Source organism: Delftia sp. NA_296.1, from assembly GCF_052692095.1.
Genome location: NZ_JBQZGF010000001.1, coordinates 576,978 through 590,530, shown reverse-complemented (window position 1 = coordinate 590,530; position 13,553 = coordinate 576,978). Strand labels below are relative to the sequence as shown.

Sequence of the window (13,553 nt, the reverse complement as noted above, 5' to 3'; positions counted from 1 at the left end):
GAAACGGGCGTCCGCTGCCTGGTGGCCGGGGACGCCCTCGAGAGTATGCCTTGCTCCATCCCCTGAACAGGGGATGTTTTGGCGCCGCAACCACGCCTTTGGCGCGGTGCGGATGCGGATCAATCGCGCAGCAGGTCGTTCAGGCTCGTGGTGGAGCGTGTCTTGGCATCGACCTTCTTGACGATGATGGCGGCGTACATGCTGTAGCGGCCGTTGTCCTTGGGCAGGTTGCCCGACACCACCACCGAGCCGGCAGGCACGCGGCCATAGCTGGTCTCGCCGGTCGCACGGTCATAGATGGGGGTGGACTGGCCGATGTACACACCCATGGAGATCACCGAGTTCTCTTCCACGATCACGCCTTCGACGATTTCGGAACGCGCGCCGATGAAGCAGTTGTCCTCGATGATGGTCGGGTTGGCCTGCAGCGGCTCCAGCACGCCGCCCAGGCCCACGCCGCCGGACAGGTGCACGTTCTTGCCGACCTGGGCGCAGGAGCCCACGGTGGCCCAGGTGTCGACCATGGTGCCTTCGTCCACATAGGCGCCGATGTTCACGTAGGAAGGCATCAGGATCGCGCCCTTGGCAACGAAGCTGCCGCGGCGGGCCACGGCCGGAGGCACCACGCGCACGCCGGTGGCGGCGATCTCGGCCTCGGTCATGCCGGCGAACTTGGTGGGGACCTTGTCGAAGAAGTTCAGGTCGCCGGACTGCATCAGCACGTTGTCCTTGAGGCGGAAGGACAGCAGCACGGCCTTCTTGATCCACTGGTGCACGGTCCACTGGCCCACGCCTTCGCGCGTGGCCACGCGCAGCTGGCCGTTGTTCAGGGCTTCGATCACGTGGTCCACGGCCTCGGTCACTTCCTTGGGGGCGGCAGCGGGGGAGAGGCTGGCACGGTTGTCCCAGGCGGTGTCGATGATGGATTGCAGCTGTTGCGTCATATGGCTTTGGTGATCAAAGGGTTTGTGAGGAAAGGGGAGCGCAGGGCTGTCTCAGCGCTGGCGCGATTCTATGAACTGTGCAATGCGCTGGGCGGCTTCCAGGCATTCTGCGGTCTCGGCCACCAGGGCCATGCGCACGCGCCCGGCGCCGGGGTTGCGGCCATTGGCCTCGCGCGCCAGGTAGCTGCCGGGCAGCACGGTCACGCCGGTGGCGGCATACAGCTCGCGTGCAAAGTCGGCGTCGTCCAGGCCCAGCGATTCGGGAATGCCGGCCCAGAGGTAGAAGCTTGCGTCGGGCAGGCGCACATCCATCACGCGCGCCAGCACGGGCGTGACCTGGTTGAACTTCTCGCGGTACAGGCGGCGGTTTTCCTCGACATGGGCCTCGTCGGCCCAGGCCGCCATGCTGGCCGTCTGCACCACGGGGCTCATGGCACCGCCGTGGTAGGTGCGGTACAGCAAAAAGGCCTTGATCAGGGCCGCATCGCCCGCCACGAAACCGCTGCGCAGGCCGGGCACATTGCTGCGCTTGGACAGGCTGGTGAACATCAGCAGGTTTTTGTAGTCCGTGCGGCCCAGGCGCTGTGCGGCTTCCAGGCCGCCCAGGGGGGCGGTGCCGTCGAAATAGATCTCGCTGTAGCACTCGTCGCTGGCAATCACGAAGCCGTAGCGGTCGGACAGGGCAAACAGCTTTTCCCATTCGGCCAGCGGCATCACCGCGCCCGTGGGGTTGCCGGGCGAGCACACGAAGATCAGCTGGGTCTTTTCCCACACGTCGGCGGGCACGCTGTCCCAGTCCACCGCGAAGTTGCGTGCGGCGTCGCTGGGCGCGTAGTACGGCTGGGCGCCGGCCAGCAGGGTGGCACCTTCGTAGATTTGATAGAACGGGTTGGGGCAGATCACGCGCGCGCCGTCCTGGCTGGCATCCACCACTACCTGGGTGAAGGCAAACAGTGCCTCGCGCGAGCCGTTGACGGGCAGCACCTGGGTGGCGGCGTCCAGGGCAATGCCATAGCGCTGGCGAGCCCATTGGGCGCAGGCCTCGCGCAGCGCGGGCTCGCCGGCTGTGGCCGGGTACTTGGCCAGGCCGCCGAGGTCGGCGCTCAGTGCCTGTTCAATGAACGCTGGCGTGGCATGGCGGGGCTCTCCGATGCCAAGGCTGATGGGGCGCACGCCCGCCGGTGGCTGGACCCCGGCGAACAGTTTGCGAAGACGCTCAAACGGGTAGGGCTGGAGTCGGGAGAGCAGGGGATTCATGGGCTCGCATTATGGATTGATGCGCTTTCGGCATGCCGTTGTCACAGGGGACTGCGGGTCTGCACGCTGGTTTTTTTGCATTCTGTTACCTATTCTGGCATGGTCTCGACTGGGGCCATGCCATCTCGTGTGGCGGGGCCTCGTGAACGGTGAATTCCAGATACCAATGACTAGAGAGGCAATCAGCTATGCAGGCAGGCGCTGGCATGGAAAAAGTGGGAAACAGGCATCGTAAGCATACATCCGGCCCCGGGGCCGGCTTCCTTGTATGCGCCGTGTGGGCATTGGCGGGGCCGCCGCTGGCGCTGGTGGCCGGTTCGGCGGGCTTGGGGCCCTGGGTTTGGGGTGCCTTGCTGCTGTGGGCCGGGCTGCTGCTGGGCGGCATGCACAGGCTTTGGTCGCGGGTGATCGGCGAGCGCGAATTGCTGCAGCAGGCCATGCAGGGCATCGCCCAGGGCGACCTGAGCCAGCGCGTGACCGCGGAGGCGGCAGCCTCGCAGGAGGGCGCCGGTGCTGTCCAGACGCCCAAGGCGCTGCTGGGAGGCATGGTCACCTCGCTGTCGGGCATGGTGGCCGATGTGCGCAGCAACGCGGCCCTGGTGGCGCAGGCAGGGCAGCAATTGGTGAACGAGCACCAGGCGCTGTCCGATCGCACCGAGCTGCAGGCCACCAACCTGGCCCAGACCGTGGTCAGCGTGGAGCAGTTGAGCAGCGCCGTGCAGCACAACGCCGATGTGGTGGGCGTGGTCCACCACCAGGCCAGCGCCGTGCGCGGCGCCGCCGATGAAGGCGTGGTGGCCATGGGCCGCGCCGTGGAGTCGGTGGAGACCATTGAGAACAGCGCCGGGCGCATGCGGGAGATCATCGGCGTGATCGACGGCATTGCTTTCCAGACCAACATCCTCGCGCTCAATGCCGCCGTGGAGGCCGCACGGGCTGGCGAGCAGGGCCGGGGCTTTGCCGTGGTGGCCAGCGAGGTGCGCTCTCTGGCCGGCCGCTCGGCGGAGGCGGCGCGCGAGATTCGCCACCTGATTGGTGATGCCCTGACCCAGGTGGAGCACAGCACCGAGTTGATCCGCACGGCCGGGCGCGGCATGGAGCGCGTGACCGAAGGCATCCGCCAGGTGGCCGAGCACATGGGCGAGCTCTCGCAATCGACCGGCAGCCAGAGCACGGGCCTGGCCGAGATCAGCCGCGCCGTGCACCAGATCGACGAGATCACCCAGCACAACGCGCAGATGGTGGGCCACGCGCTGGACCAGGCACGCGCGCTGCAGCAGCGCGCGCAGATGCTGTCAGGGGCGGTGTCGCGCTTTCGGCTGCAGCAGGGCACGGCGGAGGAAGCCGTGGCCCTGGTCGAGTCGGCCCTGGGCCTGGCGCGGCGCGGCGTGGCCACCGAGGCACTGCTGGCCGCCGTGAACGACCCCGGCCAGCCCTTCCATGACCGCGATATGTACGTGTTCGCCCTGGCCGCCGACGGCAGCTACCGCGCCTTCGGCGGCAACCCTGCGCGTGTGGGCGTGCGCGTGCAGGAGCTGCCAGGCGTGCGGGGTGAGCAGCTGCTGGCCGACATCATTGCCCAGGCCGAGCGCGGCCCAGGCTGGGTGGAGTACGACTTCAGAAACCCTGCCACGCAACAGGTACAGACCAAGATGTCCTTCGTCTGCAAGCATGGCGGGCTGTACTGGGGTTGCGGGGTCTACAAGAGCCTGGCGCTGGCTGCGTAGGCCTGCCACGGCCTGCGTGGGTGCCTATGGCGGTCTATGACCATCTATGGCCATCCATAGGCCTGTACTGGCGGGCGTAGGCGGGTCTCGCTGCCCGCCCGCATTCACTCAATGCCCGTTGGGCGTTGAGGCGCCACCCGCACGCTGGGCGCGTGCGCGGGCCAGGATGGCTGCGATGGTGGCCTGCTTGCTTTCGGTCGCCAGCGGGGGCGCCGGGCAGGGCGTGGAAGGGCTGGCGTCGTCGGCCATTTCCTGCTCCCCCAATGCAAGAGGCATCTGCGCCCGGGCGGCACCCAGGCGTTCGCGCTCCTGTTCACGCTCTCGGCGCAGCACATAGCGCTGTCGCGCATGCTCGGCCTGCTGGGGGCTCCAGGCAGACCAGCCTGTGGCGGGGCCACTGGCATTGTGCAGTTCGATGCAATCGACCGGACACACGGGAATGCACAGTTCGCAGCCCGTGCAGTGGGCTGCGATCACCGTATGCATGAACTTGTTGGCGCCCAGGATGGCATCCGTGGGGCAGGCCTTGATGCACAAGGTGCAACCAATGCACCAGGCCTCGTCGATCACGGCCACGGTGCGCGGGGCTTCCGTGCCGTGCTCGGCGCTCAGTGGGACAGCGGGCCGGCCCGTCAGTGCAGCCAGCCTCTCCACTCCCGCAGCGCCCCCGGGGGGGCACTGGTTGATGCCGGCCTCGCCCGAGGCCACGGCCTGGGCATAGCTGGCGCAGTCGGGGTAGCCGCAACGCGTGCACTGCGTCTGCGGCAGCGCCGCGTCTATGCGTGCTGCCAGATCGTCGCGGGCAAGGATTGCGAAGGCGGACATGGCGTGCCGGGCTTGCTCGGTGCTCAGCCTGCCTGCACCTTGGCACCGCGCTTGCGCGGCTGCTCGGTGGCCGAGGGCGCGTCATCGCTCAGGCTGCTGGTGTGACCTGCCGCGCTGGCGGCCGTGGCGCTTTCGGGCTGGTGGGCACTGATGAACTCGCGCACCTGCGGGTAGACGATCTCTCTCCAGCGCCTGCCGCTGAAAATCCCGTAGTGTCCGGCGCCCGGCACTTCAAGGTGCTTGCGCTGATCGGCCGCGATGCCCGTGCACAGATCGTGCGCTGCGCGCGTCTGGCCCGAGCCGGAGATGTCGTCGAGCTCGCCTTCGACAGTCAGCAGGGCGCTGCCCTTGATGTCCTGCGGGCGCACCAGCTCGGCCTGCCCTTCGGGCGAACGCACTTCCCAGGTGCCATGGACCAGCTTGTAGTCCTGGAACACCGTGGCGATGGTCTCGAGGTAGTAGTCGGCATCCATGTCGAGCACGGCGTTGTACTCGTCATAGAACTTGCGGTGATGCTCGGCGCTGGCGTCGTCACCCTTGATCAGGTCCTTGAAGTAGTCGTAGTGGCTATTGGCGTGGCGGTCCGGATTCATGGCCACGAAGCCCGAGTACTGCAGGAAGCCCGGGTACACGCGGCGGCCTACGCCCGGATAGCCTTCGGGCACGCGGTAGATCACGTTGTTCTCGAACCACTCGAAGCTGCGGTTCTGCGCCAGGTTGTTCACCGAGGTCGGCGAGCGGCGTGCGTCGATGGGGCCGCCCATCATGGTCATGGACAGCGGAGGCGTCTCGCCACGGCTGGCCATCAGCGACACGGCAGCCAGCACCGGCACCGTGGGCTGACAGACGCTGACCACGTGGCACTGGCCGTATTTGCCCTGCAGGTAGCGGATGAACTCCTGCACATAGTTCACGTAGTCGTCGAGGTGGAACTCGCCATCGGCCAGGGGCACCAGGCGGGCGTTCTTCCAGTCGGTGATGTAGACCTTGTGGCCGCCCAGCATGCTTTGCACCGTATCGCGCAACAGCGTGGCGTAGTGGCCCGACAGCGGCGCCACGATCAGCACCACTGGCTGGCTCAGCATGGTCTGCAGCGTATCGGTGTCGTCGGAGAAGCGCTTGAAGCGGCGCAGCTCGCAAAACGGCTTGTCCACTTCGACGCGCTCGCGGATGGTCACGTCAACGCCGCCAACATCCACACTGTGCAGGTTGAATTCGGGCTTCTCGTAATCCTTGCCAAGGCGGTAGAACAGATCGAACCCGGCGGCCATGCGCTGGGACATCGGACCTTGGCTCAGCAACGAGTGGGGGTTGCTGTAGAGCTTGGCTGCAGCTTGCGCGAAATCGGCAAAGGGCTCGACCATGGCGCGCTGGATTTCGTAGAGCTGATAGAGCATGGATACAAGGGGTTGTTTGGATATGTTGCAGTGCAATATATCAGCAGCAAGCTAAGAAAATTGGTAGTAAAACCCCTTTGATGCTGTCGCGTAAGTGATAGTTTTTACCGATAGGCCTGGGCGAGCGGCCGCCTCAGCCCTGGCCATCCTGCAATGCAGTCCCCCGCGCTAGGCGGCAAGCGCCGCCTCGGCCGGTTTGGTGCGCGCAAGCCGCATCACCTCTGAAGGCGGCAATTGCTTGAGCTGGTGATTGCTCCACACCTGGCGCCAGCGGCGCGCCCCCGCCAGCCCGTTGCGCAACCCCAACATATGCCGCGCGATGGAGTACCAGTGCGTGCCATGCGTGCGCGCCTCGCGCTCCATATACGCCACCATCTGCTCCTCGATGGACTCGCGTGTGTGCTCCACGCTCGCATCGCCGTAGTACAGCGCATCCCACGAGGCCAGCCACCAGGGGTTGTGATAGGCCTCGCGGCCCACCATCACGCCATCGACCTGCTGCAGAAGCTCCTGCACCGTGGCATCGGCCTTGATGCCGCCGTTGATGGCAATGGTCAGTTCCGGAAAATCCTGCTTGAGCCGGGCCACGATCTCGTAGCGCAGCGGCGGGATCTCGCGGTTTTCCTTGGGTGACAGGCCCTTGAGCCAGGCATTGCGGGCATGCACGATGAACACGCGGCAGCCCGCATCCGCCACCGTGCCAACGAAATCGCGCACGAACTCGTAGCTCTCATCCTTGTCGATGCCAATGCGGTGCTTCACCGTGACGGGCACATCCACCACGTCCACCATCGCCTTCACGCAATCGGCCACCAACGGCGCCTCGTTCATCAGGCAGGCGCCAAATGCGCCGCGCTGCACGCGCTCGCTGGGGCAGCCGCAATTGAGGTTGATCTCGTCATACCCCCACTGCGCCCCCAGCCGCGCGGCCTGCGCCAGATCGGAAGGCTCGCTGCCACCGAGCTGCAGCGCCACCGGATGCTCCTCGGCCTCGAAACGCAGATGCCGCGGCACATCACCGTGCAGCAGAGCGCCCGTCGTCACCATCTCTGTGTAGAGCAAGGTGTGGCGGCTCAGAAGCCGGTGCAGGTAGCGGCAGTGTTTGTCGGTCCAGTCCATCATGGGTGCAACGGACATGCGCCACATGCTGGCAGATGCTTGATTTTCTACGTTTGTCATTGATCTGATTGGGTTTTTTGCTCTGGCGGCTGCTCTTGGTTTTACGCCGTGGAACCCCGCTTTTCCTATTGTTCCAGCTCTGGGTGCTACAGATTGGGCTTGTGGCATGCAATAGGAGCCATCACTGCACGCAAGTCGAAAGGTTCTGACCAGCGAATGGTTGCACCGGCGGGGGTACGAGCCGCAGCAGGGGCGTGCTTCAGGCCGGGCTCTGCACAAAAAGGTCTCAGTGGGGGAGCTGCCGCGGGATTATGTCAGCGCGGCCGAAAACGTGACTGAGTGGGGTCGTAGCAAAAGGTGGACTTCGCGCCGGCCGGCCTCCGGCCTGGCCCGGCTTCAAGCGGCCAGGCCCATGAGTGGCGCGACGAAGGCCAATGGAAGAGCACCGTGGCGGCTGCTCGGGTAGCCAGCAGGAAGGTGTTGATGCAGACCGGGACTGTCAAGGCGGCCAGCAGTCTGCCTATCCCGGCCACCAAGGCGGGTAGCGAGGCGGCTGCAGGTGCGGATACAGGTGCGGTTGCAGGGCAGCACCTGATCGGCCGCAAGACCGGCGCGGATCTTCGAATACGTGAGCCTGAGTTGCAGGCCTTGCATGCCTGGCACGCAAGCATAGTGGTGCTTGCAAAAGCCGGAAGCATTCCAGCATCAAACTCCAGCATGCACATTACTCACATATCGCGTCCAGCTTGCTTCTGGATAGTTTGAGTTTTGGAAAAAAGAAGTGCGTTAGATAAATTTGATCTTCAGTCATTGCGGATTGTTGAAAAAATTCTATTTTTCCGGATGCATTTTGTGGCAAGTTCTACATGTGCTTTGAGCATTGCATTATGTATTTAACCAGTTGAGGCAAATTGAATGAATGACATGAGGAAACAAGACTCATTCTCGCCCCAATCGCGCTTGCAAGCATTGCTGGCGGACCCTGGGATGGAGGATTTTTCAGGGTTAAGCCTATTGCTTGATCCAGCCGGGTATGAGCTGAGTTGGGTGGCGAGCGAATCTGATGTGCAGAATGTGCTCGAAAGGAGGCGTGTTGATTTGCTTATATGCAACACGCGGCTGCTTGACGTGGACGGCGGAAGGTGATTGGAAGAATTGATTGTCCAATCGTGCAATATTTCCGTGATTATTTTGGATGAAGGCGGGAGAGGGAACGCTGGGGGAGGTATTGGGCGCTTATTGGGATTGTGCCGTCATATTATCAGTCCATGGGATAGCGTCAATTTTTGGCGACTATTGAACAGTTGAATGAGCAAAGGATTTCACGCCAGGAAAATATTCGCCTCGAACAGAGAAATCGGACGCTGGTGAAAGAGTTGAGTGAACTCAGTTCGAAGCTGGAGAATGCTGCGCACGAGCATGACGACGAGCTTCTGGAAGCACATAGAAAGCTCAAGAGGAGTTTCTTGGCGACAATCCGGATGTTCTCGAATCTTCTGGAGTGGCGAGGAGGGGCGCTTGCCGGCCATTCTCGACGCGTGGCCGACCTGACTCGATGAACGGCAAATATCATGCAGCTTGACGAAAGTGAGCAGCAAAATGCCTTTGTCGCTGCGTTGATTCATGATATTGCACACATAACGCTGCCCGACGGGTTGTTGAATAAATCAGTGACCAGCTTAAGCCATGAAGAGCTGGAGAAATATCGAACCCACTCCAGCTTTGGAGAACAACTGCTCCTGTCAATAGATGACGCACATGGGGTTGCCACTTTGGTCAGAGGCCATCATGAGCGTTTCGATGGCGCAGGTTACCCGGATGGGCTGAAAGGGGAAAATATTCCAGTAGGTGCGCGAATAATCGCAGTCGCAGATTGTTATGATGACCTGACAATAGGACATTTGAACGGTAAATCTCTCACTCCGGCAGAGGCAAGAACCATAATATCCCATGGCAGGGGTACGCAATTCGACCCTGAGGTAGTCGATGCATTCTTGCAGATTCTGCTGCAGGCAACGCCCGCTGTTGATCCTGCACCATTTTATATTCGCTGTTCAGATCTCAAGCCTGGAATGGTCTTGGCCCAGGATTTTATGTCTGGAGAGGGTTTGGTTTTACTCACTGCAGGTCGGGTTTTGACTGAGGAGTTGATTCACAGAATACAACTACGTGTTCATCTTGGACGCAAGTTGCCGGTTCGTGCCATGACGGTGGCCGCATGATGCGGGTTTTTCTCATAAAACGTCTTTATTGAATCCTATGAATTCCTGGGCTAAAGGGGAATATTGAAGATTGGTCTGGATGCTCCGATGTGGAAACTGTCCTTGTTACTAAATGTTAACGCAAATAAGTCCATTTATCAGGGTTTCCTTGCCTTGAAGAACTTCAGCAGAATTTCACCATTCAACGTGACTGCTTGATTTTTCAATATATCTGCTATATGTGATGGAGGCGCTTCTGTTGAATAGAGCTTGTTGTCGCTCACTCGATATAAGATCCTGGTGGCGCCCATGATGAATTCGTCTCCTTCGATATGGCCTACATACCTGCCATTTTTTGTGTAGGCTTTCCACCATCCGCCTTCAATCATAATATGTCTCTTTCAGTTGGGGATTTTATCATTGGGGCTCATTGTGTTTTTGAGCGCAACCAGATTCTATGTTGATGATTATTCTTTTGTGCAGGCGAGACAAAAATTGACAGAGTTTGGAAACCATTCATTTATTTGATAATGAGTTTTCAAAATCAGCCCATGGCGTGAGTTGTGGTGCCATCGATATCCAGGAAGAGGGCGACGACGATACGGACACCTCTTGTACCACCAAGGGCAAAGCCGGACACCAGCATGCCTGCCGGGCCCGCGGCCACCGCCGCTGCGACGGTACGCCTCCTGAGCCAAGAAGTGCAAAACGTGTTTGTAAAAACAGAAGTGATAGTTTGCATGCTAAATGCAACCGACTTCTTGATAAGTTTCTTTAATGAAGCGCGTTTTGTTTCAGTTGACAATGTTTGATACTTTTTTGAGTCGGATCCACGTCAGGTGGGTCTCGGCCTTACCGGAGCCTCCCTGATGAATTTTTCAATTTCCCGCTGGCTGAGCGCAGCAGGTGTTGCACTTTTACTGTGCTCCAACGCCGCAGCTCAATGGTCCTACCCTCCCGGTAGTTCCTTGGTCGTTCCCCCTGGCGGTTCTGTTGACCTGTCCTGCTCCTCGTTGGACATGCAAGGGACCCTGGATCTCGGGGGGGCGCTGACTGTGGATTCTTCAGCAACCTTTGGAAGCACGGCAGCCATCACCAGCAGCGGCGGAACGCTGTCCGTGGGCGGTGACCTGCACATCAATGGGTCGCTGAATGCGGGGAACAACACGATAGAGCTGCGCGATGGGTGCGACCCAGGCAACACGAGCCAGCTGAGCGGAACACTCGTGGTGCAGAACCTGACCATCAAGAGCACGAGTGGGCGCACTTTCGTTCTTCCCGTCGGGGCCAACATTACCGTGCTCGGCACTCTGACCATTGAGGGCGTGCCTGGCCAGCCGGTGGTACTGCAGGCGGCCAGCGGCACGGCTGTCATCAACCTTGGCCCTGGAGCGACGGTAGTGCGTGGCAATGCCACTGTGCCAGCGAATGTGCAGATCGGCGCGCCGGTTTCCACAGCCGCCATTCCGACCTTGAGCGAGTACGGGCTGATGATTCTTTCCCTGCTGATGTCCATCGCTGTTTGGGTGCAGCGCAAGCGGTCGTCGGCTCCACGGCGCGATGCACGCGCAATCTGCAAGACATCTTTTTGAACCTTTGCGATTTCCTGAATCATGCGAAAAAAACCAACTGCTGCGTCTCCCTGGCTGATCCTCACTCTCTCCTCCGTTGCAGCGCTGCATGCGGCTGGCGCCTTGGCGGCTGACATCACTCTCACGCCTCCTGCCGGCGGCGGGTTTGTAATCAAGAACCAGGCTGGGCAGGAACGCCTGCGCGTCCAGGACACCGGCCAGGTTCTGATCCCTGCGCTGCCGTCAACATCGGCTTCCGGCACCCATGTGACTTGCCATGACGGCGCTGGGCAGCTCATGCCCTGCGCGGCAGGCGTGGGCGCAGGAGCGACGGGGGCCACTGGTCCTGCGGGAGCTGCAGGAGCTGTCGGTCCTACCGGGCCTACCGGCGCAGGTACGCCTGGAGCGACCGGCGTGGCAGGTCCCATGGGTCCTACGGGGGTTACAGGGGCAGTCGGCCCTGCCGGCCCCACTGGCGCTGGCATACCAGGAGCCACCGGTGCGGCAGGCCCCACAGGTGCGACGGGTGCAACCGGAGCGACCGGCCCCACCGGATCCACCGGGGCGCAGGGCCTTCAAGGAATCCAAGGCGTGCAGGGCGCTCCGGGTTCGACTGGAGGCGTTGGGCCGGTTGGCCCCACGGGGTCCCAAGGGGCACAGGGCGCTCAAGGCAATCAAGGGATTCAGGGAATTCCCGGCCCCACTGGCGCCACCGGCGCGACGGGTCCTGCTGGCAGCGGCGGGGTGCAGTTGGTGGACGGTGCCAACAACGTTCTTGGAAAGGTCTTGAGCGCAACTCGCAGCAGCATCACGATCGTGACCAGTACAGGACATTTGCTTGTGATGTCGTGGGACGGCACAGTCCCCAACGGCCAAATCTACTACCAAGGCAGTGGCGGCAATCTCTGCTCAGGTACAGCCTTCCTCAATTCGGGGAACTCCACACCCGCATCTATCTATGCGAAGACGCTGGTGTGGTCCGGTTCGTTGGCATCGTTCATGGTTCCGGCTTCTGCACCGCAGTCCAATGGAACCGTGCTGTCTGCGGCCATGAGCGGCATCACTGGCATCGACAATCCGGCCTGCGGAACCTCCAGCAGCACCCAGCATGCCTGGCAGTTGCAGACCATCACCCCCGCACTTGTGGGGCTGCCGGCGACGATCACGTCCCCGCTGGTCTTCCAGTAGTACGCAGCTGTATGAGCAGCTTGCTGAAAGCTGCTCGTGGCTCTACTCCCGTCCCGTTGATGGGCTTGAATGAGCCCGCGGTTCTATGTGAAGGATATAGCGGCAAAACCAAGCCGGCGTTGGCCGGCGCTCCGCAACGCCGATTACACAACATTCACGACCATGAAAACCATGAAATTTACGCTGCGCTCTGTTTCCTTCGCCGTATCCATTGTTTTGAGTGGTGCTTCGATGGCGGCTCCTGGCGGCGCCGACATCACCATCACACCGCCGGCCAATGGTGGATTCGTCATCAAGAACAATGCAGGCAATGCAGAGCGGTTCCGGGTAATGGAAACAGGCGATGTATATCTGCCCAACCTGTCCAATACAACGGAGGCTGGCAGCGTGGCTTGCTATGACGACGCGACGGGGCGACTGGGCAAGTGCGCAGCAGGCGCGATTGTGGGGAACCCGGGTCCGACGGGAGCAACCGGAGCGACCGGTGCAACAGGACCGGCAGGCGCGACCGGCGCCACCGGCCAGGCAGGCCCGGCGGGACCCACAGGTCCGACTGGCGTTCAAGGCCCAGCGGGCCAGACAGGCGCTCAAGGCCCCATTGGTGCCACGGGCCTTCAAGGTCCGACGGGGGCGCAGGGTGATATTGGCTTGTCTGGTCCCACAGGCCCCACCGGACCAGCAGGGGCTGGAGGAACTACTGCCACCTCAATGGCTGCTCACAATACAAGCGGTGCCGTAATAGCTGTGGTTCTCGGTGGTACCGATATTCCATTGCCTCAGTCGCAGAATCTCTCTGGATTCATGGTTAATGGTTTAAATACGATGTTTACTGTCCCTTCGAGTGGCAGGTATAGGGTTAAATATTCTATTAAAACTAACGCCAATATGCTTGTTTCAGCAAGGGTTTTGTTGAATGGTACGCCAGTTGCGGCGCTTACAGAGAATACAACGACCAGCGTTTCAAGGTTCGATGGTGAATCAATTTTGGCTTTGGCTGCCGGCGATACACTGAGGGTTCAATTCTTTGATATGCTTGGGGTGGTGACTTTGCAGTCAGGTAGCGGTGCTGCTCTAATCGCGGAAAAATTAAGCGATTAGCATATTTGGATTTTCATAAAGCGAGATGTATATCTCGCTTTATTTTTTGTTGTGTGGATTTGTGGCCTAAGGAATAGTATTTTTGATAAAAAAATGCCAGAGAGAGGAAATGGCCTACGGGTATCTGAGGAAAGATGATGTGGTGAAATAGATGTGTCCCGGGTTCGGGTCCATACATTTCTACCGAGGGCTTGCAGAAGAGCTTTCCAACGCTGAGTGCAAGACT

The 13,553-nt window shown here is 61.1% G+C and carries 14 protein-coding genes; 6 read left to right on the top strand and 8 right to left on the bottom strand.

Annotated features, from left to right (window positions below):
- Window positions 1-119 precede the first annotated feature (119 nt).
- Both dapD and dapC read right to left on the bottom strand, forming a co-directional pair.
- On the bottom strand, window positions 120-944 hold the full coding sequence (gene dapD, locus ACUTR7_RS02860; protein ID WP_012205450.1) for a 2,3,4,5-tetrahydropyridine-2,6-dicarboxylate N-succinyltransferase: 825 nt from the start codon (window positions 942-944) through the stop codon (window positions 120-122).
- Window positions 945-995: 51 nt separating this feature from the next.
- Window positions 996-2,201: a succinyldiaminopimelate transaminase gene (dapC, locus tag ACUTR7_RS02855; protein ID WP_013802542.1), complete on the bottom strand. Its 1,206-nt coding sequence runs from the start codon at window positions 2,199-2,201 to the stop codon at window positions 996-998.
- A 188-nt stretch (window positions 2,202-2,389) separates the two neighbouring features.
- Here dapC and ACUTR7_RS02850 point away from each other — a divergent pair, with 188 nt between their 5' ends.
- Window positions 2,390-3,928, top strand: coding sequence for a methyl-accepting chemotaxis protein (locus ACUTR7_RS02850; protein ID WP_445608070.1), 1,539 nt, complete (start codon window positions 2,390-2,392; stop codon window positions 3,926-3,928).
- 108 nt (window positions 3,929-4,036) lie between these two features.
- Here the strand turns inward: ACUTR7_RS02850 and rsxB are convergent, their stop codons facing one another.
- The 3 genes from rsxB to dusA all read right to left on the bottom strand — a co-directional run bounded on the left by rsxB (window position 4,037) and on the right by dusA (window position 7,329).
- Complete coding sequence (gene rsxB, locus ACUTR7_RS02845; RefSeq protein ID WP_065347008.1) at window positions 4,037-4,753, bottom strand: electron transport complex subunit RsxB; 717 nt, start codon at window positions 4,751-4,753, stop codon at window positions 4,037-4,039.
- A 23-nt stretch (window positions 4,754-4,776) separates the two neighbouring features.
- The gene (locus ACUTR7_RS02840) at window positions 4,777-6,150 is read right to left on the bottom strand and encodes a polyhydroxyalkanoate depolymerase (RefSeq protein ID WP_034393218.1); all 1,374 of its coding nucleotides are present in this window, start codon (window positions 6,148-6,150) and stop codon (window positions 4,777-4,779) included.
- Between the two features lie 168 nt (window positions 6,151-6,318).
- Complete coding sequence (dusA, locus tag ACUTR7_RS02835) at window positions 6,319-7,329, bottom strand: tRNA dihydrouridine(20/20a) synthase DusA (RefSeq protein ID WP_445608069.1); 1,011 nt, start codon at window positions 7,327-7,329, stop codon at window positions 6,319-6,321.
- A 423-nt stretch (window positions 7,330-7,752) separates the two neighbouring features.
- On the opposite strand from dusA, the gene ACUTR7_RS02830 reads away from it, so the two are divergent.
- Window positions 7,753-8,034, top strand: a complete 282-nt coding sequence (locus ACUTR7_RS02830; protein ID WP_445608068.1) for a hypothetical protein — start codon at window positions 7,753-7,755, stop codon at window positions 8,032-8,034.
- A 557-nt stretch (window positions 8,035-8,591) separates the two neighbouring features.
- On the opposite strand, the gene ACUTR7_RS02825 is transcribed toward ACUTR7_RS02830, so the two are convergent.
- The gene (locus ACUTR7_RS02825) at window positions 8,592-8,798 is read right to left on the bottom strand and encodes a hypothetical protein (RefSeq protein WP_445608067.1); all 207 of its coding nucleotides are present in this window, start codon (window positions 8,796-8,798) and stop codon (window positions 8,592-8,594) included.
- A gap of 42 nt (window positions 8,799-8,840) precedes the next feature.
- Here ACUTR7_RS02825 and ACUTR7_RS02820 point away from each other — a divergent pair, with 42 nt between their 5' ends.
- Window positions 8,841-9,491 carry an HD-GYP domain-containing protein gene (locus ACUTR7_RS02820; RefSeq protein ID WP_445608066.1) on the top strand — a complete coding sequence of 217 codons (651 nt, stop codon included), beginning with the start codon at window positions 8,841-8,843 and terminating at the stop codon, window positions 9,489-9,491.
- 137 nt (window positions 9,492-9,628) lie between these two features.
- On the opposite strand, the gene ACUTR7_RS02815 is transcribed toward ACUTR7_RS02820, so the two are convergent.
- Together ACUTR7_RS02815 and ACUTR7_RS02810 are read right to left on the bottom strand one after the other, a co-directional pair.
- Window positions 9,629-9,859 (bottom strand): hypothetical protein, encoded by a 231-nt coding sequence (locus ACUTR7_RS02815; RefSeq protein ID WP_445608065.1) that lies wholly within the window; start codon window positions 9,857-9,859, stop codon window positions 9,629-9,631.
- 155 nt (window positions 9,860-10,014) lie between these two features.
- Complete coding sequence (locus tag ACUTR7_RS02810; protein ID WP_445608064.1) at window positions 10,015-10,212, bottom strand: hypothetical protein; 198 nt, start codon at window positions 10,210-10,212, stop codon at window positions 10,015-10,017.
- Window positions 10,213-10,339: 127 nt separating this feature from the next.
- On the opposite strand from ACUTR7_RS02810, the gene ACUTR7_RS02805 reads away from it, so the two are divergent.
- The 3 genes from ACUTR7_RS02805 to ACUTR7_RS02795 all read left to right on the top strand — a co-directional run bounded on the left by ACUTR7_RS02805 (window position 10,340) and on the right by ACUTR7_RS02795 (window position 13,327).
- Window positions 10,340-11,062: an IPTL-CTERM sorting domain-containing protein gene (locus ACUTR7_RS02805; RefSeq protein WP_445608063.1), complete on the top strand. Its 723-nt coding sequence runs from the start codon at window positions 10,340-10,342 to the stop codon at window positions 11,060-11,062.
- 765 nt (window positions 11,063-11,827) lie between these two features.
- A complete protein-coding gene (locus tag ACUTR7_RS02800; protein ID WP_216293195.1) occupies window positions 11,828-12,229 on the top strand; it encodes a hypothetical protein in 402 nt (133 codons plus the stop codon).
- 162 nt (window positions 12,230-12,391) lie between these two features.
- Complete coding sequence (locus ACUTR7_RS02795; RefSeq protein WP_445608062.1) at window positions 12,392-13,327, top strand: BclA C-terminal domain-containing protein; 936 nt, start codon at window positions 12,392-12,394, stop codon at window positions 13,325-13,327.
- Window positions 13,328-13,553: the final 226 nt, after the last annotated feature.

Bases quoted from the DNA above. Each gene is read 5' to 3' on its own strand.
- ACUTR7_RS02840 (WP_034393218.1), bottom strand. From the start codon at position 6,150: ATGCTCTATCAGCTCTACGAAATCCAGCGCGCCATGGTCGAGCCCTTT.
- ACUTR7_RS02795 (WP_445608062.1), top strand. From the start codon at position 12,392: ATGAAAACCATGAAATTTACGCTGCGCTCTGTTTCCTTCGCCGTATCC.
- rsxB (WP_065347008.1), bottom strand. From the start codon at position 4,753: ATGTCCGCCTTCGCAATCCTTGCCCGCGACGATCTGGCAGCACGCATA.
- ACUTR7_RS02820 (WP_445608066.1), top strand. From the start codon at position 8,841: ATGCAGCTTGACGAAAGTGAGCAGCAAAATGCCTTTGTCGCTGCGTTG.
- ACUTR7_RS02850 (WP_445608070.1), top strand. From the start codon at position 2,390: ATGCAGGCAGGCGCTGGCATGGAAAAAGTGGGAAACAGGCATCGTAAG.
- ACUTR7_RS02825 (WP_445608067.1), bottom strand. From the start codon at position 8,798: ATGGCCGGCAAGCGCCCCTCCTCGCCACTCCAGAAGATTCGAGAACAT.
- ACUTR7_RS02830 (WP_445608068.1), top strand. From the start codon at position 7,753: ATGCAGACCGGGACTGTCAAGGCGGCCAGCAGTCTGCCTATCCCGGCC.
- ACUTR7_RS02815 (WP_445608065.1), bottom strand. From the start codon at position 9,859: ATGATTGAAGGCGGATGGTGGAAAGCCTACACAAAAAATGGCAGGTAT.
- dapC (WP_013802542.1), bottom strand. From the start codon at position 2,201: ATGAATCCCCTGCTCTCCCGACTCCAGCCCTACCCGTTTGAGCGTCTT.
- dapD (WP_012205450.1), bottom strand. From the start codon at position 944: ATGACGCAACAGCTGCAATCCATCATCGACACCGCCTGGGACAACCGT.
- ACUTR7_RS02805 (WP_445608063.1), top strand. From the start codon at position 10,340: ATGAATTTTTCAATTTCCCGCTGGCTGAGCGCAGCAGGTGTTGCACTT.
- ACUTR7_RS02810 (WP_445608064.1), bottom strand. From the start codon at position 10,212: ATGCAAACTATCACTTCTGTTTTTACAAACACGTTTTGCACTTCTTGG.
- dusA (WP_445608069.1), bottom strand. From the start codon at position 7,329: ATGACAAACGTAGAAAATCAAGCATCTGCCAGCATGTGGCGCATGTCC.